This is a genomic window from Tardiphaga robiniae (assembly GCF_001618955.1).
Classification (GTDB): domain Bacteria; phylum Pseudomonadota; class Alphaproteobacteria; order Rhizobiales; family Xanthobacteraceae; genus Tardiphaga; species Tardiphaga robiniae_A.
On sequence record NZ_LVYV01000034.1, the window covers coordinates 54,052 to 78,082 of the forward strand.

Genomic DNA, 24,031 nt, shown 5'->3' on the forward strand with positions numbered 1-24,031 from the left:
CAGAGCAGGGCATCATTACCATGATCAATTCACGCTTCTTCAACCGCTCGGAGCTTCTCGGTTTCCTGTCGCTGCTGCTGCTGCTCGCGGTGATCCTGCCGCTGTTTCTCGATGTGTTTCGTCTCAACCTCGTCGCCAAATATCTGACCTATGCCTTCGTCGCCCTGGGCCTTGTGATGTGCTGGGGTTATGGCGGCATTCTCAGCCTCGGACAGGGCGTGTTCTTCGGCCTCGGCGGCTACTGCATGGCGATGTTCCTCAAGCTGGAAGCCTCCAGCGTCGCCAACACCAAGATCCAGTCGACCCCCGGCATTCCGGATTTCATGGACTGGAACCAGATCACCGCGCTGCCGCTGTTCTGGAAGCCGTTCCACTCGCTGACGCTCACCATAATCGCCATACTCGTGGTGCCGACGCTGCTGGCCTTCATCATTGGCGCGGCGATGTTCAAGCGGCGTGTCGGCGGCGTCTATTTCGCCATCATCACCCAGGCCATCGCGGCCATCGCCACCATCCTGATCATCGGCCAGCAGGGCTACACCGGCGGCATCAATGGCATGACCGACCTGCGCACGCTGAACGGCTGGGACATCCGCACCGACCACGCCAAGGTCATTCTCTACTTCTTTGAAGTGTTCGTGCTGTTTGCTTGCATCATCGCGGCGCAATTCATCCGGCTGACCAAGCTTGGCCGCATCCTGGTGGCGATGCGCGAGCAGGAGGACCGTGTTCGCTTCTCCGGCTACAGCGTCGCCAACTTCAAGATCTTCGCCTTCTGTGCTGCGGCGATGTTCGCAGCGATTGGCGGCGCCATGTTCACGCTGCAGATCGGTTTCATGTCGCCGTCCTTTGTCGGCATCGTGCCGTCGATCGAGATGGTGATCTACACGGCGGTTGGCGGCCGCATGTCCATCTTCGGCGCCGTCTACGGCACGCTCTTGGTGAACTACGCCAAGACGATGCTGTCGGAATCTTTCCCGGAACTCTGGCTGTTCGGCCTCGGCGGCTTGTTCATCGCCGTGGTGTTGTTCTTCCCCAATGGCCTGTCCGGTATCTGGCGCGATCACGTGGCGCGCCACATCGATCGCCTGATCGCCATGCGCTCGTCTAAATCCAAGAAGGCCTGGGCCATCAAATCCGCCGCCGACGGCGCGCCGGCCGAGTAAGGGGACATCATGCTCATCGGACATCAGCCCAAAGAGTTTTTGCTTGCGGTCGAAGGGCTCACCGTTTCCTTCGACGGCTTCAAGGCGGTCAACGATCTCTCCTTCTATGTGGAGGAGAACGAGATCCGCGTGATCATCGGCCCCAATGGCGCGGGCAAGACCACCGTCCTCGATCTGATCTGCGGCAAGACCAAAGCTACCTCGGGTTCGGTGCAGTTTCGGGGCACGGAACTGACCAAGCTGAAGGAAAACCAGATCGTGCAGGCCGGCGTTGGCCGCAAGTTCCAGACGCCGTCTGTCTATGACGATCTGACGGTGTTCGAAAATCTGGAGATCTCCTATCCGCGCGGTCGCTCGGTGTTCGGTTCGCTGATGTTCAAGCGCGATGCCGCGGTGCGCGAGCGCGTCGAGGAAGTCGCCGAGATGATCTTCCTGAAGGATCGTCTCAACATGTATGCCGACGTGCTTTCGCATGGCCAGAAACAGTGGCTCGAGATCGGCATGCTGCTGATTCAGGATCCGGACCTCTTGATGCTCGACGAACCGGTCGCCGGCATGAGCGTCAGCGAGCGCGTCAAGACTGCGGAGCTGCTCAATACCATCATCAAGAATCGCTCGGTGCTGGTGATCGAACACGACATGAAATTCGTCGAGGACATCGCTCACAAGGTGACCGTGCTGCATCAGGGACAGATCCTGTCCGAAGGCACCATGGAGAAGGTCCAGAACGACCCGAAGGTCATTGAAGTTTATCTGGGTCATTGAGGAGATCATCATGCTCGCTATCAACGATCTCCACGTCGCTTACGGCCAGAGCGAAGTTCTGCATGGCCTGAATGTCTCGGTGCAGCCCAACGAAATCGTGGCCATCATGGGCCGCAACGGCATGGGCAAGACCACGCTGATGAAATCGCTGATGGGCATCGTGCCGACCAAGTCGGGCTCGGTGACCATGGAAGGCAAGGAGCTCGGTGCGCTGAAGAGCTATGAGCGCGTCGCGCGCGGCCTCGCCTACGTGCCGCAGGGCCGCATGATCTTCTCCCATATGACGGTGAAGGAGAATATCGAGACCGGCCTTGTCGCCTCCGGCGAGAAGGAAGTGCCCGGCGATCTCTATGAGCTGTTTCCGGTGCTGCTCGAAATGAAAGGCCGTCGCGGCGGCAATCTCTCCGGCGGCCAACAGCAGCAGCTTGCCATTGCGCGGGCGCTCGCGACCAAGCCGAAGGTTCTGCTGCTGGACGAACCCACCGAAGGCATCCAGCCGTCGATCATCAAGGACATGGCGCGGACGCTGAAGCACATCCGCGACACCAAGGGCCTGTCGATCATCGTCTCCGAACAGGTGCTGAGTTTCGCGCTCGATGTCGCCGACCGCGTGCTGGTGATCGAAAACGGCGAGATCGTTCGCGACGAAGCCCGCGAAGGTATCGATGCCGCGCAGATCGCTAAATATCTGTCCGTCTAATTCACCACGCGTCCAACCACCAAGACAGTAACCGAAGGGGAGCATTGAATGCCAGATACACTGATCAAGGTCGACCTCACGCAATCGGCTTACGACAACGACATGATTCACAACCGCTGGCATTCGGACATTCCCATGGTCGCATGGGTCAATCCCGGCGATGACTTCATCGTCGAGACCTATGACTGGACCGGCGGCTTCATCAAGAACAACGACAGCGCCGACGACGTGCGCGATATCGATCTGTCGATCGTACACTTCCTGTCCGGCCCGATCGGCGTCAAGGGTGCGGAGCCCGGCGATCTTCTGGTTGTCGATCTGCTCGATGTCGGCCCGATGAAAGATTCGCTGTGGGGCTTCAACGGTTTCTTCTCCAAGCAGAACGGCGGCGGGTTCCTGACTGACCACTTCCCGGAAGCGCAGAAGTCGATCTGGGATTTCAAGGGCATGTACACCTCGTCGCGCCACATCCCGGGCGTGAATTTCGCCGGCCTGATCCATCCCGGCCTGATCGGCTGTCTGCCCGATCCGAAACTGCTCGCCACCTGGAACGAGCGCGAGACCGCGCTGATCGCCACCAATCCGACCCGCATTCCCGGCCTCGCCAATCCACCATTCGGCCCGACTGCCCATATGGGCCGGCTGAAGGGTGAGGCGAAGGAGAAGGCTGCGGCCGAAGGCGCGCGCACCGTGCCGCCGCGCGAACACGGCGGCAATTGCGACATCAAGGATCTGTCGCGTGGCTCCAAGGTCTATTTCCCGGTCTATGTGCCCGGCGGCGGTCTCTCGATGGGCGACCTGCACTTCTCGCAGGGCGACGGCGAAATCACCTTCTGCGGCGCCATCGAAATGGCCGGCTGGCTGCACATCAAGGTCGATGTCATCAAGGACGGCGTGTCGAAATACGGCATCAAGAACCCGGTGTTCAAGCCATCGCCGATGACGCCGAACTACAACGACTATCTGATCTTCGAAGGCATCTCTGTCGACGAGCAGGGCAAGCAGCATTATCTCGACGTGCACATCGCCTATCGTCAGGCCTGTCTGAATGCCATCGAATATCTGAAGAAGTTTGGCTATTCCGGTGCGCAGGCCTATTCGATTCTCGGCACGGCGCCGGTTCAGGGCCACATCTCCGGCGTTGTCGATGTACCCAACGCCTGCGCCACGCTGTGGTTGCCGACGCAGATCTTCGACTTCGATATCAATCCGTCATCGGCTGGGCCCGTCAAACACATCAAGGGCGACATCCAGATGCCGCTCTCGCCCGACAAGTAATGCGGTCAACTCGGCTGCGGGGGTAAGTCACGGCCCCGCAGCCACCTTTTTCCTGATGTGCAGACGAGAGTGAAGCGCTATGCCGGTCTATGAATATCTTTGCGACGATTGCGGCCCCTTCACCGACATGCGGCCGATGGCGGAATGCGATGACCCGCAGGACTGTCCGCATTGCGCGACGCAGGCGCCGCGCGTGATCCTGACTGCGCCCGCGTTCTTCTGCATGCCCTCCGACAAGCGCAAGGCCCACGCCACCAATGAACGCAGCCGCAATGCGCCGAAGACATCGGCGGAATACAAGGCGTCGCATGGGGCCGGTTGCGGCTGCTGTTCCGGCAAGAAGCCGTCGCGGCTGGTGAAGCAGACCCGCTCGGGCGCCAAGAGCTTCCCGACGGCGCGGCCGTGGATGATCAGCCACTGACTCCTCTGAACTGATGCGCTAAAGTCCACTCCCGTGCGCAGGTTCCACGGGGAGGCGGAGGCGCACCATGCGACACAATCCATTCGGCCACACCACGCGCGACGTGTCGGTAATCGGGCAGGGCACCTGGTATATCGACCACAGTGACCGCGCTGCGGCGGTCAGGGCGCTGCAGGCCGGCCTCGATGCCGGCATGAGCCATATCGACACGGCCGAAATGTATGGTGACGCCGAGCTCGTGATTGCAGAGGCCATCGCCGGCCGTCGCGACGAGGTGTTCCTGGTCTCCAAGGTGCTGCCGAGCAACGCGTCGCGAAAGGGCACCATTGCCGCCTGCGAGCGCTCACTGAAGCGACTGGGTACCGACCGGCTCGATTGCTACCTGCTGCACTGGCGCGGCCAGGTGCCGCTTGCCGAGACCGTCGCTGCCTTCGGAGAGTTGAAGGCCGCCGGCAAGATTGCCTCCTGGGGTGTCAGCAATTTCGATGTCGACGATCTCAACGAACTGTCGAAACTCGCAGGCAAGGGCGCCATCGCCTGCAATCAGGTGCTCTATCATTTGCAGGAGCGCGCCATCGAACACCGCGTGATCCCGTGGTGCGAGAGCCATGGCGTCGCCGTCGTGGCCTATTCGCCGTTCGGTCATAATGATTTCCCGTCGACGCGCTCGCCGGGCGGCAAAATCCTGCAGCAGATCGCCGATACCCATCAGGCCACGCCGCGGCAAGTGGCGCTGGCTTTCCTGATCCGCCAGCCACCGGTCTTCGCAATTCCGAAGGCGTCTTCGGCTGCCCATGCCGCTGACAACGCGGCGGCGAGCGCATTGACGCTCAGCGCGGCCGAACTGGCTGATATTGGAAAGGCATTCCCGCTCGGCCGGGAGCCTTCCAGTCTACCGATGCTGTAGGGTATGCGGTAAAATCGATGCTGCGCTGCACGCTGGCCGGCTGATGTGTCAGCCTGCATAGGCTTTTTTGCCTGCCTGCATATCCGTGTCCTGATATCGGCAGTTGTCCCGGCCTCGTGATCGTCGTTTTGTGAGCTTTATTCGATTCGGCTCGCATGCACCGACGAGCCCGCATATTGGTCCCCGCTCGTGACAAGCCATGTTCCGCCGCCGAAGACTGCTGCCCGTGTATCGGCTCATCGCCATACCGACCGGCCGCTGCACGGCATTCTGATGATCATTTGCTCGACGGCATTTCTGGCCTCGTCGGATGCGATGGCGAAATATCTGTCGCGCACGGGTATGCCATCGGTGGAGATCGCCTGGATCCGGTTTCTGGTGTTCGTCCTGATCCTGCTGCCGATTGTGCTGGCGCCAGCCTCGGGCAATCCGATGCGCTCGACGCGGCCGCTGCTGCAGGTATTTCGCGGGCTGGGCCTGTTATGTTCGTCGATCTTCTTCATCATGGCGCTCGGTTATCTGCCGATCGCGGAGGCGACGGCAACCGGCTTCATCTCGCCGCTGTTCGTCACCGGACTTTCAGTTTTGTTCCTCGGTGAGAAAGTCGGTTTACGCCGCTGGACCGCGACCATTGCCGGGCTTCTCGGCGTATTGATTATCGTGCGGCCGGGCACCGCGGCGTTTCAGCCCGGCACAATCTTTCCGATCATTTCGGCGCTGGGCTGGGCGACCGCGCTGGTGCTGACGCGCAAAATCAGTGGTGCAGATCGCGCCATCACCACGATGGCGTTCTCGGCGATCACCGGCTTTCTCGTGCTCAGTGTCATCGTGCCGTTCTACTGGATCGTGCCGAGCTGGACGCAGATCGCGCTCGGCGTTGGTATTGGCGTCGCCGCTACTGTCGGCCACTGGATTGTCGTATTGGCCTTCCGCTATGCGGATGCGTCGGTACTGGCGCCGTTCTCTTATGTGCAGCTGGTGTGGGTGACGCTGATCGGCTTCTTCGTGTTCGGCGAAGTGCCCGATGCGGTGACCTTTGCAGGTGCTGCGGTCATCATCGCCAGCGGTGTCTACACCGCACATCGCGAACGCGTGCGCCGCGCGCAGGTCACCGTACCGGCGGAACCTTATCCGAGCGCCTAATGATGAGCTGTTGATCGAAACGGGTCGTCCCCACCGCTCGATTTTCCCTGAGCCATGGCGCTTGCGGTAGGTGCATCCGAATGTGTTGCACATCTTTCCGCAAACATGGACGATGATACCCGGCATATTTCCGGCTTTATCGCGGCTTAATAATAACAGCTCTTCCGTGCAATTTTTCCGTGAGTTTTAAACATTCCGAACGTTGCACGCGCTATGCTTTCGATATCTCGTCATATGTTGGTATCCTTATGCTACGAGTCTGGAATTGCATCGAGTTGCAGCATGACTGGCGGCAGATCCTGCTGGCGGCAGCGGTGTGTTTTCTCACCAGTCTTGCTGCCGTCAATCTGTTCACGCGTGCGCGCACCGCATTGCCCGATACGCGCCTTGCGTGGTTGATTACCGCAGGCGCGGTCACCGGCTTCGGCACATGGGCGACGCATTTCATCGCGATGCTCGCATACACGCCTGGTTTCGAACTCCACTACGATCTCATCATCACCGCCTGTTCGCTCGTCGCCTCTGCAGTGATGACCACGGCCGGCTTCGCCATCGCGCTGTTCAATCGAACCAAACGGAACGCGCTGGCCGGCGGCGCGGTGATCGGCCTCGGCATCGCCTGCATGCACTACATGGGCATGGCGTCGCTGCGCATCCCCGCCATCATCCAGTGGATGCCGGACCTCGTCACGGCGTCGGTTGTCGGCGGCATGTTGATTGCCGCCCTGGCGATCCTCGTCGCCCAGACAGCCGACCGGCCCGGCAAGCTGCTCGTTGCCGCACTGCTTCTGACGCTCGCGATCTGCGTACATCACTTCGTTGCCATGGGCGCGATCGATCTGACCTACAATGCCGCAGCAGCTGAGAACCAAAGTCTGCTGTCGCCGATCGAACTGTCGCTGGCCATTGCGGCCTTCACCGCCGCCGTGGTGATCGCGGGCCTCGTCGTTGCCGTAACAGATCAGCGCACCCGCCGCAGCATGAGCAAGCGCAATCTGCAGCTCGATGCGGCGCTCAACAATATGGAGCAGGGCCTATGCATGTATAGCGCCGATGGCCTGCTCGAACTGTGGAACGAAAGCTACATGCGCATGTACAATATCGCGCCGGCGAACATGCTCGCCGGCGCGACCGAGGATCAGATGCTGGCGATGCGCGCGGCAGCTGGCACGCTGTTCGTCGATATGGATAGTTATGAGATGAAGATGCGGACGGCGCTCGCGGATCGCGTGCCGAGTAGCCAGACCGCCGAGCTGCCGGATGGACGCGCCATCAATGTGCGCTACCGGCCGATGAAGAATGGCGGCTGGGTCGCGACCCACGCCGACATCACCGACCGCAAACTCAGCGAAGCGCGGATCGTGCACCTCGCGCGGCACGATCCGATCACCGATCTGCCCAATCGTGTTGCCTTCAACGAACATCTGGCCCGCGTCTTCAACGAGGCCTCGGCGGGACACGGCTCGTTTGCGATCGCGCGGATCGATATCGACCGCTTCAGAGAGACAAATGATGTATACGGCCAGGCCACCGGAGACGCCGTACTGGCCGAGCTGGCGAAGCGGCTGGCGCAAGCCTGCAACGGTGCATTTCTGGCACGGCCGAGTGGCGATATCTTCTCGATCGTGTCTCATCTCGGCGCGGAGCCGCAAACAGCGGAAGATCTCTGTGCGCGGTTGTCGGGCATTCTCGATAATACGTTTCAGATCGACGGCCAGCACGTCAATGTTCGCTGTAGTATCGGCATCTCGGTCTATCCGCAGGACGGCCGGGATATCGAAGCTCTCATTGCGCATGCGGATCTGGCGCTCGATCGCGCCAAGGCCGAGGAACGCGGCACCATCCGCTTCTTCGAGGCTGCGATGGATCAGCACATCCGCGAGAAACGACTGCTGCAACGTGATCTCGTGGTGGCGGTCGAGAACAAGCAATTCCAACTCTATTTTCAGCCGCAGGCGACCACCGAGGGCGCTGTCGTCGCCTTCGAGGTTCTGCTGCGCTGGCAGCATCCCGAGCGCGGCATCATCTCGCCGACGGTGTTCATTCCGCTGGCGGAGGAGAGCGGTCTGATAGGCGCCATCGACGAGTGGGTGGTGCGTGAGGCCTGTCGCGAGGCGGCGACCTGGGTCAATCCGCTGTCGATCGCCATCAACCTGTCGCCGGTCAACTTTCAGCGCGGCGATGTACCCGGGATGCTCGCCGCCGTTCTGGCGGAAACCGGTCTCTGCCCAAAGCGTGTCGAGATCGAGATCACCGAAGGCGTGCTGATTGACGATTTTGCTGGTGCCATCGCGATCCTGCACGCCGTCAAGGAACTGGGCGTTCGCGTCGCCATGGATGATTTCGGCACGGGCTATTCGAGCCTGAGCTATCTGCAGGCCTTCCCCTTCGACAAGATCAAGATCGACCAGACCTTCGTGGCCAAGCTTGAGGACAATCCGCAGTCCGCGGCTATTGTTCACGCCATCATCGGGCTCGGCCGCTCGTTGAAGCTTCCGGTGATCGCCGAGGGCGTCGAGACCGTCGCCCAACTGTCGTTTCTTGCGGCCGAGGGCTGTGCGGAGATCCAGGGTTTCCTGATCGGCCGCCCGCAGCCGATTGCCCATTACCAGAGTGTCGTCAGCACCCTGGATGGTACCGCCGCCGCGGCGAAGCTGGCCAGCTAGCTCTGGGCCCTCACACCGGCAGCGCAATCGAATACTTCACCTGGCTGAGCGCGAAGCTCGACTCGATCGAGGCGATGCCGTCGAGCCGGGTCAGCTTGTTCTTCAGGAATGCCTCATAGGATGACAGATCCGCTGCGACGACGCGCAGGAGATAGTCGCGATTGCCGGTCATCAGGTAGCATTCCAGCACTTCCTCCCATTTCGAGATCGCCTTGGCGAAGCGGTTGAGGTCTTCCTCCTTCTGCCTGACAAGCTTGATGGAAATGAAGACGCTGACTGGCAGCCCGATCGATTTCTGATCGACCAGGGCCATGTAGCGGGTGATGACGCCGCGCTCTTCCAGCAGTTTCACCCTGCGATGGCACGGCGAGATCGATAGCCCGACCCTCTCGGCGAGCTCCTGCATGGTGATGCGGCTGTCAATCTGCAGTGCGGCGAGAATCTTGCGGTCGATTGCGTCGAGGGCTGACATTGGGAAAATTCCATGAAATCTGAAGCAGAACCATTCATTTATCCCAATATGGCCCTGGTTGTCGCGATGAATTGAGAAAATCCCTTTGGGGCGCCTGCTAGAATGGCGACCTCATCACGAACCAGCACAGCTGGCCGACGCGGGAGCCCACCATGCCGATCGATCATCATCGTTTGCAGACCCTGACCGCATTGGCGCGCAAGGTGCTCTGGCTCTCGTCATGGACCATCCACAACGCCAATCACATCCGCCCCAATACCGACGGCCTCAAGGTCGGCGGCCATCAGGCCTCGTCGGCGTCGCTGGCGACGATCATGTCGGCGCTGTATTTCGCCGTGCTGAAGCCGGAAGACCGCATCGCGGTGAAGCCGCATGCGAGTCCGGTGTTCCACGCCATCCAGTATCTGTTCGGCAACCAGACGCGCGAGAAGCTCGAGAACTTTCGCGGCTTCAAGGGCGCGCAGAGTTATCCGTCGCGCACCAAGGACATCGATGATGTCGATTTCTCCACCGGCTCGGTCGGCCTCGGCGTCGCGCAGACGCTGTTCTCATCGCTGGTGCAGGACTACGTCTCGGCTCACGGCTGGATGAAGGACCGCCGCGAAGGCCGCATGATCGCGCTGGTCGGCGATGCCGAGATGGACGAGGGCAATATCTTCGAAGCCTTGCTTGAAGGCTGGAAGCACGGGCTGCGCAACACCTGGTGGATCGTCGACTACAACCGCCAGAGCCTCGACGCCGTGGTGCGTGAGGGTCTGTGGGAGAAGTTCGAATCCATGTTCCGCAACTTTGGCTGGGATGTGGTGATCGTGAAGTATGGCCGGCTGATGGACGCCGCCTTTGCCGAGCCCGGCGGCGCGGCACTGAAGACCTGGATCGACAACTGTCCGAACCAGATCTATTCGGCTTTGTGTTTCCAGGGCGGCGCCGCGTTCCGCAAGCGGCTCAACGACGAGATCGGCGATCAGGGTCTGGTGTCGCGCCTGATCGAGGCGCGCAGCGACGAGAAACTGCTGGCACTGATGTCCAATTTGGGCGGCCACGATATGGCCAGCATGGTCGAGGCTTTCGAAGCCATCGATCACGATCGTCCGGTCTGCTTCATCGCCTATACGATCAAGGGCGTCGGCCTGCCGTTCCAGGGCCACAAGGACAACCATGCCGGCTTGATGACGCCGACGCAGATGGAGACCTGGCGCGCGGCGCAGAACATCCGGCCCGGCCATGAATGGGACAGATATGAGGGCCTGACGCAGGGCGCCGCGAAGCTCGATGCGTTCCTCAAGGATGTGCCTTTCGTGCAGCAGGGCACGCGGCGCCTGAGCGCCGACGTGATCGACGTTCCCGCGCATCTGTCGTTCAAGCCGTCGCCCGCGATGTCCACGCAGCAGGGTTTCGGCCTCGTCCTGCATGAGCTGGCACGCGGCGATACCGAACTGGCGTCGCGCATCGTCACCGCGTCGCCCGACGTCACAGTGTCGACGAACCTCGGAGCATGGGTCAATCGCCGTGGGCTGTTCGCACGCGCCGAGAAGGCCGATCACTTCCGCAGCGAGAAGATCCCCTCGACCTTCAATTGGGATTTCTCGCCAAAGGGCCAGCACATCGAACTCGGCATTGCCGAGAGCAATCTCTTTATCCTGATGTCGGCGCTGGGCCTGTCGAGCAGTGTCAACGGCACGCGGCTGCTGCCGATCGCGACACTGTACGATCCCTTCATCAGCCGCGCGCTCGATCAGCTCAATTATGCCTGCTATCAGGACGCTCGCTTCATGGTGGCCGCGACGCCGTCGGGCATCACGCTGGCGCCGGAAGGCGGCGCGCATCAGTCGATCGCGACGCCGCTGATCGGCATGGCGCAGGACGGTCTCGCATCATTCGAGCCGGCTTTCGTCGACGAACTCGCCGTCATCATGCGCTGGGGCTTCCAGCACATGCAGCGCGACGCGGGCACCGATGACAGCGGCCAGCGCGCCGGCGGCGCGGTCTATCTGCGGCTCTCCACGCGCACCATCGAACAGCCGCAACGCATGATGACGCCGGAGCTGCAGCAGGGCATCACCGACGGCGCCTACTGGCTGCGCAAGCCCGGCGCCAATTGCGATCTGGTGATCGCCTATACCGGCACGCTGGCGCCGGAGGCGATCGAGGCGACGGGCCTGCTCGGCGACAGCCATCGCGACATCGGCCTGCTGGCGATCACCTCGGCGGATCGTCTCCATGCCGGCTGGACATCGGCGCGGAAAATTCGCCGCGACAGGCGTAACCCGCAGCATCTGAGCCACATCGAGAAGCTGCTCCAGCCGCTGCCGCGCGATTTCGGCATCGTCACCGTGCTCGACGGTCATCCGGCGACTTTGGGCTGGATCGGCAGCGTCTGCGGTCATCGCATGGAAGCGCTGGGTGTCGAACAATTCGGCCAGACTGGCACCATCGGCGATCTCTATCGCCATCACGGCCTCGACGCGAATGCGATCGTCGACGCGGCGGAAGAGCTGAGCGGCATTCCGGTCCTGCACCGGAAGATGGCGGTGTAGGTCTTACTTAACCTCGCCCCGCTTGCGGGGAGAGGTCGCCGCGTCTTCGCGGCGGGTGAGGGGCATGGCACGGCCTCACCACATATTTCGAGTTCACAGATCGGAATTCGTGTGATCCGAGAATGCTTCATCTTGGCGAGCCGACTGCCTCGCCCCTCACCCCAACCCTCTCCCCGCGCAGAGCGGGGAGAGGGAGCACACCGCCGGTGCGAAATTATTGGAGCGCGCAGCTCCGCCTCAAAACGCCTTGAACGTAATGATCGTATGCGTGTCCTGGATGCCCGGGATGGTCTGCACTTTCTCGTTCACGAAATGGCCGATGTCGGTGGCGTTATCGACGTAGAACTTCACCAGCAGGTCGTAATGCCCAGCGGTGGAATAGATCTCCGAGGCGATTTCGGCTTCGGCCAGGGCGTTGGCGACGGCGTAGGACTGGCCAAGCTTGCACTTGAACTGGACAAAGAAGGGGACCATCGGTTTTCTCCGGAAACGGGCGATTTTAGAGATCATCAAGCCCAAAACAGGGTGCGGCGCAAGCCGCCAGCATGTCGCCACCTTGTCGGTCCGGCAATAGAGGGCTAGGACTGAGGTGCCCGCTTATCCCTTGATCTCGTGCGAGTTTTTCCGATGCCCACACCCATTGCCCTGACCATTGCCGGTTCGGATTCCTCGGGCGGCGCCGGCATCCAGGCCGACCTCAAGACCTTCGCGGCGCTGGGCGTCTACGGCGCCTCGGTGATCGCCGCGCTGACCGCGCAGAACACAAAGGGCGTCACCGGCATCCATCAGGTGCCGGCGGAGTTTGTCGCTGAACAGATCAACGCCGTGTTCGTCGATCTCGCGGTCGGCGCGGTGAAGATCGGCATGGTCGCGCAGCGCGATGTGATCGAGGTCATCGCCGCCGGCCTCGCGACATGGCAGCCGAAACATGTGGTGCTCGATCCCGTGATGGTGGCCACGTCAGGCGATCGCCTGCTGGCGCCGGAGGCCATCGAAGCGCTGCGCAGCACGTTGATCCCATTGGCCCAGATCATCACGCCAAATCTGCCGGAGGCAGCCGCGCTGCTCGATGAACCAATGGCGGAGGGCGATGCGGCCATCGAGGCGCAGGGCAAGCGTCTGCTCGCGCTCGGCTGCAAGGCTGTGCTGATCAAGGGCGGCCACGGGACCGGTCCGGAGAGCACTGACTATTTTATCACCGCAGACCGCGCCATTGCATTGCCGGCAGAGCGCGTGTCCACGAAGAATACGCACGGTACCGGCTGCACGCTGTCATCAGCGATCGCGGCGGGCCTCGCCAAGGGGCAGGACATGGAAGCCGCGGTGCGTGCGGCGAAAGCCTATGTCACGGCGGCGATCTCTGCGGCGGATCGTTTTACGGTCGGTCACGGCCACGGCCCGGTGCATCACTTCCACGCGTTCTATTAGGCGTATCAAGATCGGCTCAAACCAACCTCGGCGCGCTCCAATCGCCTGAGCATCGGTCCGCGCACGAGCCTGTTGCATCTCATGGCATATGACGAAGGAACGTCGCGTGCCGCTTACGAGCCGTCGCGGCAGACGCTCACCATGTAGATTGTGAGCTCATTCGTGCCGATGAGGCTGTAGGGATCCTCGACCCCCTGTTCGCGGAGCCATTTCATCTGAAGATCATAGGCTTGGCGTTCGTGGGCTGCCACACACGGAGCTTCGACGTTGTTGGCCCGTTGCACGTGATGCACGAGCTCGTGCAGCAGCGCGCTCTTCTGCCGCAAATTGACCGGTTGCCATTCGTGGGGAAGGTAGATCGCGCCTTGTTCGCGGCTGTAGAGGGCTTGAAATTCGAGCCCGCTATTCTCCGGCGCACCACTTAGCACAGCCATTTCTGCTGACGTCGCGAAATGGATTGGCGGGTGAGCCGGAGGGGCGAAGCCGGTTTGGGCGATGATCCATGCGATATAGGTGGCGATCAGAGCGTTCACGTAGTGACCTCATGCGGATATGGCCTGCGGGGAATTGAACGCTTCGGTTTGCGTAATCGTGGCTGGGATCAGAAAAGGCCCGGACTCAAATCCAGGCCGTAAGTGAGCGAGAGCACGAACACCAGAATTCCGGCTCCGCAGAAAAACATAAAATGCTTGAGCACATCGAATCCGGTGATCGAACGAAGCGCGCGGGACATCGCGCTCGCGATTGCAGTCATGTCAGCCTCACGATTGTTGCCGCCCATTGATGATTGATGCCGTCTTCGCCTGCCGCGATCAGTCGCCCCAGGCTGCTATATTTACAGGGCGACTGTGCTCGGGCGCCGCCCGTGCGAGCAGGACGCCACCAATCACGTGCACAATGCCGAAGCCGATAAGGACCATGATCATCAGGTGTGTTTCGCTCAATCGCCTCACGTTTCTGGTCCTTTCACTATTCTGCATCTGGCGAACGCGCATTTTCGCGTCTGGCGCTGGAACGGGCTTGCCAGGATTGGTTTCGATGCGGTCGGAGATAAGATGCCGGTAGCGATGAATGATGTTGATTGCCTGCCGGCGACGGGATTCATGAAGTGCGCTGACGATCATCGAAGCCCCCACAGGTGCTGGAGATGGCGCCGGAAAGTCGGTCTTCATCACTCTTTTCCTGATACTTCACGGGATGATGCAGGTGAGCTTGCTGACCGCTCGGCCTGCCTGACACCCTTGAAATTTGCATTAAAACTTCGCTGCGCTTGCTGGCATTGGCAGCGATGCTACCGCGGCTTTGGCTTTGTTCGCCAACGGTAGCGGCGGGCTCGACATGTAGTATGTGACGAAATCATCGGAAGCGAGGTCAGGCTGATCGGCTTGGGGCCTTTGGCTCGTTGCAGCCAATGCAATCAACAAAATCGAGCCATAGAACGCGATCACTCCAGTTCTCCATCTCGCGACGACTCGTCGTTCGTCTTCGGTTGAGAGAAAGGCATACGATCGCGCTCGTAGTTGCGCGGTATTGGTCAATGCGACCTCCTGCTTGTTGGCTACTTCGAAATCGAACTCAGATCAGTCGCCCCCGAAAAGGAGGGGTGAGACGGGAGGCGTGGCGTGCGAAGCCGCCCTGGCTTTCGGAGCAGCCAGAGAAGTCAGCGCCACATCAACTCCGGCGAGGATCACGGTCAGGGTAGCGACGACCGCAATGATGTGACGCGTGCGCATGACGGCTTCCGGGTGAAGTTGCTCTGCGCCGAATGCCGCTCGCATCTCGTCGCATTTTGATTTGAACCCGCCGCCGTCTCCTCCGGCGTTAGTCAGCCGTCATCGCCGCGTTAATATTGCTCGCAAAGTTGCCAATCCGCGTAGAATGTATATTCAGAGGGTGCGTCTGTTCAAAAATTGGAAGTAATTGGCATTGTGCCCAAAATTTAATCTTTCGCTTTTGGGACGCTTCGTGCTCACCGGGCCGAACGGCGCCGTCGGCTTGCCAAACAAGAAGCTCTCGGGATTGCTTGCTTATCTGGCTTGCACGGCACCGGAGCCTCAGCCGCGCGAAAAACTGTCGACTCTGTTCTGGGGGTCTTATTTCGACGCGCAAGCCAAGCAGAACCTCCGTCAGTCATTGTTCAAGCTACGTCAAATTCTGGGGCGGGATGCTCTCAAGAGTGATGGTGAGTTCGTATCGCTGAATACCACGGTGATCCTGTGCGATGTCAGCCGGTTCGAGGCCCTGGTGCGGGAGGGCGGCCGTGATGCGCTGGGTGAGGCAGCAGATCTCTATCGGGGGCGCTTCGTCGATGACATCGGTGTTACCGAAGAAGGCTGGAGCGATTGGCTGGCTGGTGAACGCCAGCGATTTCAGGAGCTGGCTCTGAATGCGATAGTCGGGCTCGGCGAAAAAGAGCTGGCCGCCGGTCGCGCCGATCACGCATTGAAGGCCGGGCAACGTGCCAGCGCACTTAACAACATGCGTGAGGATGCGCATCGGCTGATCATGCAGGCTCTGTCTGCAACTGGGCGTAAAGCTGAAGCGCTCAAATACTATCAAGACGTCGTTACGCTTCTGAAGCGAGAGCTCAACACGGAGCCGGACGAGGCAACCAGAGCGCTCGTTGCTGAACTACGCAGAACCCAGACACTGATCGAATCGGCGGCTGTCAGCGAGGTCGAGATATCGGCTCCACCCGCGCCCGCTCTGATGATGGTCGTGGATCAACCATCCATCGTGGTTCTGCCGTTTCGGAACATGAGCGACGACCCGGAGCAGGAATACTTCGCTGACGGTGTCACCGAGGACATCATCACCGCTTTGTCGCGCTTTCGCGAATTCGTGGTCATCGCACGCGGATCGAGCTTCGCCTTCAAGGATAGAAGGCTGACCAGCCGGCAAATCGCGCAACAACTGGGTGTTCAATACGTCCTGAGCGGCAACATCCGCAAAGCGGGCAACCGCATTCGTGTATCGGCCGAACTAACCCATGCCCGCGATGAGGTTCAGGTCTGGTCGGATCGCTACGATCGCGCCATCGTCGATGTTTTCGATCTGCAGGATGACATCAGCGCGAGCGTCGCTGCAGTGATTGATCCGGCCGTGCGGAGCGCCGAGGTCGAACGCGCACGGCGTAAGCCGCTCTCTGATCTTTCAGCTTACGACATCTACCTGCGAGCGCTTCCCCATCTATGGAACGGAACCCGTGACGGGATCACGAGAGCGATCGTATTGTTGCGACAGTCTCTCATCCTCGATCAGCTGCGCCCAGCCACGCTGGCGTCCCTTGCCTGGGCACTTGTCATGGCGTCGCCTCTGGGGGCGGTGGCTTTGCCGGAAACGTTGGTCGAAGCTCTCGCCTTGGCGCGCCGCGCGGTCGAGGAAGATGGCACAGATGCTTTTGCCCATGCGGTCTATGGCTTCACATTGTTTGGTCCGGTCGGCAACAACGATCAGGGGCGCATCCACTGCAAGGAAGCTGTGCGCCTCAATCCAAGCTCCGCCTTCGCCTGGGGCATCCTTGGAATGATCGACAGCATGGGTGGGGACTATGAGCATGCTGTTACATGCCTTCACCGGTCGATCGCCCTCAGTCCCTACGACAATATGCTCCATTTTTGGATGACGGGCCTGGCTGCGTCATGCTTTGCACTCGGGCGCCCTGAGGATGGTGTCTTGTGGGCGCGCAACTCGATCCAGCAGAATCCGGCCAACGGTACGGGCCATCGCATGCTGGTAGCCAATCTCGTAGCCGCCAGACGATTGGAAGAGGCCCGTGGTGTGACGCGCCAGCGCGATGCTGTGCAAAAGACAACTATCGCAGAGCTTCGTGCTATGCGCTTTTTCAAGCAGGACGATGCTCTTGAACGTTACCTATCGGCTCAGCGCGAAGCCGGCGTTACGGATTGAGCTTCACGCGCCGATTGCAGATATCAACGTACGGACGGTCATGAAGATCAGGATGAGCGAGCCCACAGTCCAGAAGGTCGCGCGTATCTCATGAATCTGTCCGGTGAGATAGGCGATGAAGTGAAGCAGACGCGAGGCGACGTAACCGTATAGCAGCCATTGGGCGAGCAGCAGGGATGGTTGCGTGAGAATGTAGAGCAAACCCGCGACCAGGAAGTAGGGCAGGCTCTCGAGGTCGTTCATTTGGATCCGGCGAATCCGCTCGACGCGCTCGTTGGGCAAGAGTTGCGCCGGGTCGGGTGCGGGGTTCATGGGCGTCTTCTTGATATCCTCGGGCGACCGGTAGCCGCCTTTGACGCCGACCATACGGACTACGGTCAGCCACGACATCGCCACAGCCTTGAGGATCGTCAGGCTCGCAGCGATGACATAGGTAGCGAATAGCGGATTGTTCAGAGTGAGCTTGTCCAATGCGCCGTCCCCCATAGGTCATGAATCGTATCTATGATCCAGCGCGTTTCCCAGTGAAATACAATGTCTGTTTGCGCGGAATTTTGCTTCCCCGTACGCGTGCTGATCGGAGAATGCTGCCCTTGAGTCATCAGTTTTGCGGGAGGAGGCGGCGGCTGAAGGAAGGTAGTTTGAGACAAAGCTTGACGATGAGAGGGAGCGCGAGGACCGGGATGACGCACGCAGCGACATAGCCCTCCGCGAGAGATGGCAGACCAAAGCTGGCCGCTGCCCACACGAGAGTGACGTTACGGTTTCCGCTCACGAGGCCTATCGTTCCGGCGGTCTGTAACCCCATTCTCGCGAATGTCAAAGTCGCGAGCGCGCGCAGTCCAAAGTTGGAGACGATCGCCGCGCCGAGCATGACATCGCTACAGAAGCGTTGTTGAGAAATGCGCGCAGTATGAGCGTTAGATCGTCCGATCAACCGTTGTTGGAAAAGACGTCCAGGTCCGCCGCAGCAATCGGATTGCGATCTTGGACTATCGGCGCTTCAGTAGCCAAGGTTCCCAGAAAAACCGCGACGCTTCGGCATGCGCTTCGTACAGGCCGATGCCGATATCGCGGAGAAAATCGGGCCTGTCTCTGATATCCGCGCGCAACTCTGCCCTGAAGCGGGCTCGCTGCCGCCACGTGGCAGGCAGGCTGAAGATCGCACCGAGACGCAGATGATCGTCGCCTGATACAAACTGTGCGTAGGCGCGCATGGTGGTGCTCCGATTTTTGCGACCGGGATGTCCCGACACATCACTGTGTGACAGCCATTGAAGCCTGTCGACGTCGTCGCCGACGTCAGTCAGGCGTCAGAGCAGCGTTATTTCCGCTCACGGCGCCGCGAAAAGGCGGCCAAGCGTTTCGAACGCGTTCAGGAAGGGCTTCATCTTGCAAATTCCGCGCGCATGAGCGCCGGATTCGGATCCACGCGCTGCAGCCGCTCTGCGATGTCGCGACCCATCTTGAGGCTTGATGCCGAAGCCGAGAGGCGCACGTCCGCGAAGCGCTCACGCTCGCCAGTAGGTACACATCAGTTACGGTCGTTCCTTTGGCGGCTCCCTGGCGTACCCAGCGGTACCTCTCATGCGACACTCTGTCGTCGATCTGTCATCCCCGCTTGATATCAGCCGAACAGCAAATGGGTTGTCCGATTCTTCGGGACACGCTGGACGGAACCTTCGATGACGACGCTGGATCTCGAAAAATCCATTGTTGAAACGGCCTATGCGCGCTGGGCTCCGATCTATGATGCGGTGTGCGGTCCGGTGATGCTGAAGGGCCGTCGCGCCGCTGCCGAGGCCGCACGTGCTGTGGGCGGCAAGGTGCTCGAAGTCGGCGTCGGCACCGGCCTGTCATTCGATGACTATGATGCGACAACCGAGATCACCGGTATCGATCTGAGCGCGCCCATGCTGGCCAAGGCGCGCGCCAAGATGACAACCGGCCGCTATCCATGGGTCAAGGACGTCCAGGAGATGGATGCCCATGCGATGAGCTTTGCAGACGCGACCTTCGACTGTGTCGTCGCACAGTTCGTGATTACGCTGGTCGAGAATCCCGAGCAGGTATTGTCCGAGTGCCACCGCGTGGTGAAGCCGGGCGGACGCATCATTCTCGTCAATCATCTGTATTCGGAGACCGGTCTGGCCGCTGCCGTTGAACGCTGGGCCGCCGTGAAGACCCGTTCCCTCGGGCTGCGCCCGGAATTCCCGTTCGCGCGGCTGCAGGCGTGGTCGCAATCGAACGCGGAATCGATCCTCGTCGAACGCCGCAAGGTGGCGCCGTTCGGCATCTACACATTGGTTACTTTTGAGCGAACCGCGGCGGCGCTGGCGGCGTAAATCGTCATCGCCGTGTCATGCAAATCAGTTAGCTGCTCGACATGGAAAGAGACGTGATGAGTGAAGGCAACGAAAAGCGCTTTCGCACCTTGTTTATCTCCGACGTCCACCTTGGCGCCCGCGGATCGCAGGCTGACCGACTGCTGGACTTCCTCCGCACCCATGATGCCGATACCATCTATCTCGTTGGCGACATCGTCGATGGCTGGGCACTGAAATCCGGCTGGCACTGGCCGCAATCCCATAACGACTTCGTGCAGAAAATGCTCCGCAAGGCGCGTAAGGGCGCGAAGATCGTCTATGTGCCCGGCAATCACGACGAGTTTCTTCGGAACTATTACGGCACGCATTTCGGCGGTATCGAAGTCGTCGAGACCGCTCTCCATGAAGGCGTCGACGGCAAGAAGTATCTCGTCATCCACGGCGATATCTTCGATCTCGTGGTGCAGAATGCACGCTGGCTCGCCCATCTCGGCGACAAGGCCTATGATTTCGCGATCCAGATGAATCGCATGGTCAACGCGTTGCGTAAATTGTTCGGCTTCCCCTACTGGTCTCTCTCGCAATGGGCCAAGCTGAAGGTGAAGAATGCCGTCAACTATATAGGCGCGTTCGAAGAGACGCTGGCCGGTGAGGCACGGCGTCACGGCGCCGATGGCGTGATCTGCGGCCATATCCACTACGCAACGATCCGCGACGAGCACGGCATCCGCTACATGAATTGCGGCGATTGGGTCGAAAGCTGTACGGCGCTGGTCGAACACGAGGATGGCCGCTTCGAGATCATTACCTGGACCGATCCGGTCCGCCGCGGCATGCCGGTGCCGGCGCTTGCACCGGCCAAGGCGGCGTGAAGGATGGCGGATTGATGCGCATTCTCGTCGCTACCGATGCCTGGCATCCCCAAGTCAACGGTGTCGTGCGGACGCTGACGATGATGGCGGAGGCGGCGAAGGGCTTTGGTGTCGACGTGAGTTTTCTCACGCCGGAATCGTTTCGCACGGTCGGGCTGCCCAGCTACGCTGATTTACGCGTCGCGATCCCGAGCCGCCGCAAGATCGCGCGACTGATTGACGAGGCCAGACCAGACAACATCCACATCGCGACGGAAGGCCCGATCGGATTTTCTGCGCGCGCTTATTGCCGCCGTCGCAACATTCCCTTCACCACCAGTTTTCACACGCGCTTTCCCGAATATATCTCGGCGCGTTTTCCGATTCCGGAATCCTGGGTCTGGGCCGGCCTGCGCCGCTTCCATGGCGCCAGCTCTGCCGTGATGGCGGCTACGCCGGCGCTGGCGAGCGAGCTACGTGACCGCGGCTTCCGTAATGTCGTGCTGTGGCCGCGCGGCGTCGATGCCAATCTGTTTCATCCGCGGCAGGTCGATCTCGGCAAGCCGAAGCCGATTTTTCTTTCGGTCGGCCGCGTCGCCGTCGAGAAAAATCTCGAAGCCTTCCTCGATCTCGATCTGCCGGGTACGAAGGTCGTGGTCGGTGATGGTCCGGCCCGTGCTGCGCTCGAAGCGAAATATCCCGAGGCGCTGTTCACCGGCGCGTTGCAGGGCGAGGCTCTGGCCGTTGCCTATGCTTCAGCCGATGTCTTCGTGTTTCCGAGCAAGACCGACACCTATGGTCTCGTTCTGCTCGAGGCGCTGGCGAGCGGCGTGCCGGTGGCAGCCTTCCCGGTGACGGGTCCGAAGGACGTGATCGGCGCGTCGCCGGTCGGTGTCTTGTCGGATGACTTGCGGCAGGCCTGTCTCAAGTCGCTCGAAATTTCACCGCAGGATTGTCTCAGCTTTGCCGCAGGCCACACTTGGGAGGCCTCGGCACGTGCTTTCGTCAGCAATATCAGCCATGTGCGGGCCGAAATCGCCGCCCGTGCACCGTCCGCAGCAAAGCATCCGCGTTTCGCTGCCTGACATGCTCTTTGTATAGCTTGCCCGCCGGTTGTGCCGCGCGATAAAATGCGCTCATGACAAACACCCCATTGCCGATCACATCCGCCGATATCGATGCCGCCGCGCGCGTCATCGCCCCTTATGCAGCGCGTACGCCGTTGCTCCGATCGCCTGCGCTCGATGCGCTGACGGGCGCGAAAGTGTTCCTGAAGCCGGAAGTGCTGCAGCGAACCGGCTCATTCAAGTTTCGCGGCGCCTTCAACAAGATTTCCTCGATCCCCGAGGGTGAGCGCGGCAGGGGCGTCGTCGCATTCTCCTCCGGCAATCACGCGCAGGGCGTAGCCGCCGCAGCGCAGATCCTCGGTATGAAGGCGACCATCGTGATGCCGTCGGATGCGCCGGCGTCGAAGGTCGAACGCACCAGGGGCTATGGCGCCGAAGTCGTGCTCTATGATCGCGACAAGGAAGACCGCGAAGCGATCGCCCGCGATATTGCCGGCAAGAGCGGCGCCACGGTCGTGCCGCCCTATGACGATCCGTTCGTGATGGCCGGGCAGGGCACTGTCGGCCGCGAGATCGCCGAGGACATGGCCGCCTTGGGCATCGTGCCGGACATCATGTCTGCGCAGGCGTCCGGTGGCGGCCTGATCGGTGGCATCGCGACCGCCGTGAAGGCGCGTTTCCCCGAGACGGCAATCATCGTCGCCGAGCCTGCGGGGTTTGACGATCACGGACTCTCATTACGCGCCGGCAAGCGCGTCGCGCACAGCAATACGGGCCGCACGATCTGCGATGCGCTGATGGCCCTGACGCCCGGCGAAATCACCTTCGCTGTCAATCAGCGTCTGCTGTCGGGCGCTGTCACCGCCACTGACGACGAAGTCGGCAAGGCGATGGCCTTTGCGTTCCGCGACTTGAAGCTGGTGGTCGAACCCGGCGGCGCCGTGGCGCTGGCCGCGCTGATGCAGGGGCGTTTCGACGCGCGCGGCAAGACGGTGGTGATCGTTTTGTCCGGCGGTAATGTCGATGCGGATCTCTACGCCAGGATCATTAACGCCTGATCGAGACGGACGCGTTACGAGAAGAATGCGATCTTCTCGGCCTGCGTCATCTTGCGGATTGGTGCCAGCGGGTCCGATGCCGGCGCGTTCGGATCCGCGATCACGCCGCCAGCAATCAGCGCTGCGCCCAGCGACGGCGCAGCCGCTTCCACCTGAGGCACCAGGTCCGGCTGCGGCGGCTCAGGCGCCAGCGCGACCTCGGCGATCTGCGCCAGCGTCATCAGATCGGGATTGAGGGCTTCGGGCTCGGCTGGCTGAACAGCGACAGCTTCAACCTGCATCACCTCAGGTTCAAGGTATTGAGGCTCGGCAAGTTGAGACTCAATAACGTCCGGTTCGCTCAGATCGAGCGCGCCCATCTCTGCGGCGACCATATCGAGCACGGCGAGGTCATGCTCGTCTTCGGCAACGTCCGCCGTTTCAGGTTCCTGCACGAGATCGTCGGTGGCGATAGCCAGGGAGGCCTCAGCCATCGTCGCGGCAAGCTCCACGCTAGCTTCTGCGATGGGCGCGGCCGTTTCAGTGACGGTCTCTACGACGACCGTCTCTACGAGGGCCGGCTGTACAGCGGCGCGCGGCGGTTCGACGTTTGAGATCGTGACCGTCTCGGCCAGTACTTCGCTCGCCTGTGACTTGAACAACGGCGTCACGGATGCTTCGCGCGCTTCTGCGACAACGTGCTCAGCCTTTTCGGCAACCGGAGCTGGCTCGGCTTGCGCAACCGTCGCCGCGCTGCCATCGACCATCTGCTCGATGCGCTGCATCAGCAAGTCGTAGCTCGCCAACACGTCCTCGCGGCCATTGCCGTTGAACGCCTGCTGGCCGGCCTCGATGGCCTTTACCTGCGTGTCCAAGAGATCGCAGATGCGCGTGTCGGCGCCGCATTCGCGCAGCGTCCAGGCGATCTCGCGGATGATGCGGGTGCCGTTGCGGGCACCGGTCAAAACCTCGTCGGTGTCGACGCGCGGCATCGCCTCTATGGCGCTGGCCTTGGCCTGACGGACGGCAGAACGGATCGCGCCGAGCGCGGCGATCAGGCTGAGCGCCGGCGCCTGCTTCTGGGCGGCGAGATTGGCTTCAAGGCGCGTGACGGCTTCGAGCACCAGGCTGGTATCGGCGGTGCGGTTGCGCTTGGCGTATTCGGCGAGAAACCAGCGGCCGCGCGCGGTCTCCATGAAGGCTTCGCGGATCGCGTCATAGTCTGCCTCGCCCGGCAAGGTGGGGCGGGCGGAGATCGGCGACAGGGCAAATGCTTCTTCGGCCATCATGATAACTCGTGGCGCGCACAGGGATGCGCGGTATGTAACCATCTCCACGATCCCGTGGCGAATCGCAG

25 protein-coding genes are annotated in these 24,031 nt (G+C 61.1%); 16 read left to right on the forward strand and 9 right to left on the reverse strand.

Features of this window, described 5'->3' with window-relative positions; genetic code table 11:
• The first annotated feature begins 20 nt into the window (after positions 1-20).
• The 8 genes from urtC (at position 21) to A4A58_RS20410 (ending at position 9,046) form a co-directional block, all read left to right on the forward strand.
• Positions 21-1,166: an urea ABC transporter permease subunit UrtC gene (gene urtC / locus A4A58_RS20375; protein WP_068735523.1), complete on the forward strand. Its 1,146-nt coding sequence runs from the start codon at positions 21-23 to the stop codon at positions 1,164-1,166.
• A 9-nt stretch (positions 1,167-1,175) separates the two neighbouring features.
• A complete protein-coding gene (gene urtD / locus A4A58_RS20380) occupies positions 1,176-1,931 on the forward strand; it encodes an urea ABC transporter ATP-binding protein UrtD (RefSeq protein WP_068735525.1) in 756 nt (251 codons plus the stop codon).
• Between the two features lie 10 nt (positions 1,932-1,941).
• Positions 1,942-2,631, forward strand: a complete 690-nt coding sequence (gene urtE / locus A4A58_RS20385; protein ID WP_068735526.1) for an urea ABC transporter ATP-binding subunit UrtE — start codon at positions 1,942-1,944, stop codon at positions 2,629-2,631.
• 48 nt (positions 2,632-2,679) lie between these two features.
• Positions 2,680-3,909, forward strand: coding sequence for a formamidase (fmdA, locus tag A4A58_RS20390; RefSeq protein ID WP_068735529.1), 1,230 nt, complete (start codon positions 2,680-2,682; stop codon positions 3,907-3,909).
• Positions 3,910-3,988: 79 nt separating this feature from the next.
• On the forward strand, positions 3,989-4,330 hold the full coding sequence (locus tag A4A58_RS20395) for an FmdB family zinc ribbon protein (protein WP_068735531.1): 342 nt from the start codon (positions 3,989-3,991) through the stop codon (positions 4,328-4,330).
• Between the two features lie 67 nt (positions 4,331-4,397).
• A complete protein-coding gene (locus A4A58_RS20400; protein WP_068735533.1) occupies positions 4,398-5,237 on the forward strand; it encodes an aldo/keto reductase in 840 nt (279 codons plus the stop codon).
• A 189-nt stretch (positions 5,238-5,426) separates the two neighbouring features.
• Positions 5,427-6,380, forward strand: coding sequence for a DMT family transporter (locus tag A4A58_RS20405; RefSeq protein WP_068735535.1), 954 nt, complete (start codon positions 5,427-5,429; stop codon positions 6,378-6,380).
• Between the two features lie 248 nt (positions 6,381-6,628).
• Positions 6,629-9,046 (forward strand): bifunctional diguanylate cyclase/phosphodiesterase, encoded by a 2,418-nt coding sequence (locus A4A58_RS20410; protein ID WP_068735537.1) that lies wholly within the window; start codon positions 6,629-6,631, stop codon positions 9,044-9,046.
• Positions 9,047-9,056: 10 nt separating this feature from the next.
• Here the strand turns inward: A4A58_RS20410 and A4A58_RS20415 are convergent, their stop codons facing one another.
• A complete protein-coding gene (locus A4A58_RS20415) occupies positions 9,057-9,518 on the reverse strand; it encodes an Lrp/AsnC family transcriptional regulator (RefSeq protein WP_068735539.1) in 462 nt (153 codons plus the stop codon).
• Between the two features lie 152 nt (positions 9,519-9,670).
• On the opposite strand from A4A58_RS20415, the gene A4A58_RS20420 reads away from it, so the two are divergent.
• Complete coding sequence (locus tag A4A58_RS20420; protein ID WP_068735541.1) at positions 9,671-12,055, forward strand: transketolase; 2,385 nt, start codon at positions 9,671-9,673, stop codon at positions 12,053-12,055.
• Positions 12,056-12,292: 237 nt separating this feature from the next.
• Here A4A58_RS20420 and A4A58_RS20425 read toward each other — a convergent pair whose 3' ends face one another.
• Positions 12,293-12,529: an Lrp/AsnC ligand binding domain-containing protein gene (locus A4A58_RS20425; protein WP_068735543.1), complete on the reverse strand. Its 237-nt coding sequence runs from the start codon at positions 12,527-12,529 to the stop codon at positions 12,293-12,295.
• A gap of 153 nt (positions 12,530-12,682) precedes the next feature.
• Between A4A58_RS20425 and thiD the strand changes: the two genes are divergently transcribed.
• Positions 12,683-13,483, forward strand: coding sequence for a bifunctional hydroxymethylpyrimidine kinase/phosphomethylpyrimidine kinase (gene thiD / locus A4A58_RS20430; protein ID WP_068735545.1), 801 nt, complete (start codon positions 12,683-12,685; stop codon positions 13,481-13,483).
• Positions 13,484-13,596: 113 nt separating this feature from the next.
• Here thiD and A4A58_RS20435 read toward each other — a convergent pair whose 3' ends face one another.
• From A4A58_RS20435 to A4A58_RS30390, 4 genes are all read right to left on the reverse strand, one after another.
• Positions 13,597-14,016 (reverse strand): DUF6647 family protein, encoded by a 420-nt coding sequence (locus tag A4A58_RS20435; protein ID WP_068735548.1) that lies wholly within the window; start codon positions 14,014-14,016, stop codon positions 13,597-13,599.
• Positions 14,017-14,084: 68 nt separating this feature from the next.
• Positions 14,085-14,264, reverse strand: a complete 180-nt coding sequence (locus tag A4A58_RS30845) for a hypothetical protein (RefSeq protein WP_068735550.1) — start codon at positions 14,262-14,264, stop codon at positions 14,085-14,087.
• Positions 14,265-14,295: 31 nt separating this feature from the next.
• Positions 14,296-14,655 (reverse strand): hypothetical protein, encoded by a 360-nt coding sequence (locus tag A4A58_RS20445; RefSeq protein WP_086937102.1) that lies wholly within the window; start codon positions 14,653-14,655, stop codon positions 14,296-14,298.
• An 81-nt stretch (positions 14,656-14,736) separates the two neighbouring features.
• Entirely contained in the window at positions 14,737-14,931 is a 195-nt protein-coding gene (locus A4A58_RS30390; RefSeq protein ID WP_139069893.1) for a hypothetical protein, read from the reverse strand.
• 174 nt (positions 14,932-15,105) lie between these two features.
• On the opposite strand from A4A58_RS30390, the gene A4A58_RS30850 reads away from it, so the two are divergent.
• Both A4A58_RS30850 and A4A58_RS20455 read left to right on the forward strand, forming a co-directional pair.
• A complete protein-coding gene (locus tag A4A58_RS30850; RefSeq protein WP_158005714.1) occupies positions 15,106-15,276 on the forward strand; it encodes a hypothetical protein in 171 nt (56 codons plus the stop codon).
• Positions 15,277-15,409: 133 nt separating this feature from the next.
• A complete protein-coding gene (locus A4A58_RS20455; RefSeq protein ID WP_244499819.1) occupies positions 15,410-17,392 on the forward strand; it encodes a BTAD domain-containing putative transcriptional regulator in 1,983 nt (660 codons plus the stop codon).
• 3 nt (positions 17,393-17,395) lie between these two features.
• On the opposite strand, the gene A4A58_RS20460 is transcribed toward A4A58_RS20455, so the two are convergent.
• On the reverse strand, positions 17,396-17,863 hold the full coding sequence (locus tag A4A58_RS20460) for an MAPEG family protein (protein ID WP_068736250.1): 468 nt from the start codon (positions 17,861-17,863) through the stop codon (positions 17,396-17,398).
• Positions 17,864-18,384: 521 nt separating this feature from the next.
• Positions 18,385-18,609, reverse strand: coding sequence for a DUF1127 domain-containing protein (locus A4A58_RS30395; RefSeq protein WP_139069894.1), 225 nt, complete (start codon positions 18,607-18,609; stop codon positions 18,385-18,387).
• Between the two features lie 468 nt (positions 18,610-19,077).
• Here A4A58_RS30395 and A4A58_RS20470 point away from each other — a divergent pair, with 468 nt between their 5' ends.
• From A4A58_RS20470 to A4A58_RS20485, 4 genes are read left to right on the forward strand one after another with little or no spacing between them, the layout of a single operon-like run.
• Positions 19,078-19,737, forward strand: a complete 660-nt coding sequence (locus A4A58_RS20470; RefSeq protein ID WP_068735558.1) for a class I SAM-dependent methyltransferase — start codon at positions 19,078-19,080, stop codon at positions 19,735-19,737.
• A 56-nt stretch (positions 19,738-19,793) separates the two neighbouring features.
• On the forward strand, positions 19,794-20,591 hold the full coding sequence (locus tag A4A58_RS20475; RefSeq protein ID WP_433993642.1) for a UDP-2,3-diacylglucosamine diphosphatase: 798 nt from the start codon (positions 19,794-19,796) through the stop codon (positions 20,589-20,591).
• A gap of 14 nt (positions 20,592-20,605) precedes the next feature.
• On the forward strand, positions 20,606-21,655 hold the full coding sequence (locus A4A58_RS20480; RefSeq protein WP_068736252.1) for a glycosyltransferase family 4 protein: 1,050 nt from the start codon (positions 20,606-20,608) through the stop codon (positions 21,653-21,655).
• Between the two features lie 53 nt (positions 21,656-21,708).
• On the forward strand, positions 21,709-22,695 hold the full coding sequence (locus tag A4A58_RS20485) for a threonine ammonia-lyase (RefSeq protein WP_068735562.1): 987 nt from the start codon (positions 21,709-21,711) through the stop codon (positions 22,693-22,695).
• 14 nt (positions 22,696-22,709) lie between these two features.
• Here the strand turns inward: A4A58_RS20485 and A4A58_RS20490 are convergent, their stop codons facing one another.
• Entirely contained in the window at positions 22,710-23,960 is a 1,251-nt protein-coding gene (locus tag A4A58_RS20490) for a hypothetical protein (RefSeq protein ID WP_158005715.1), read from the reverse strand.
• Positions 23,961-24,031 lie beyond the last annotated feature (71 nt).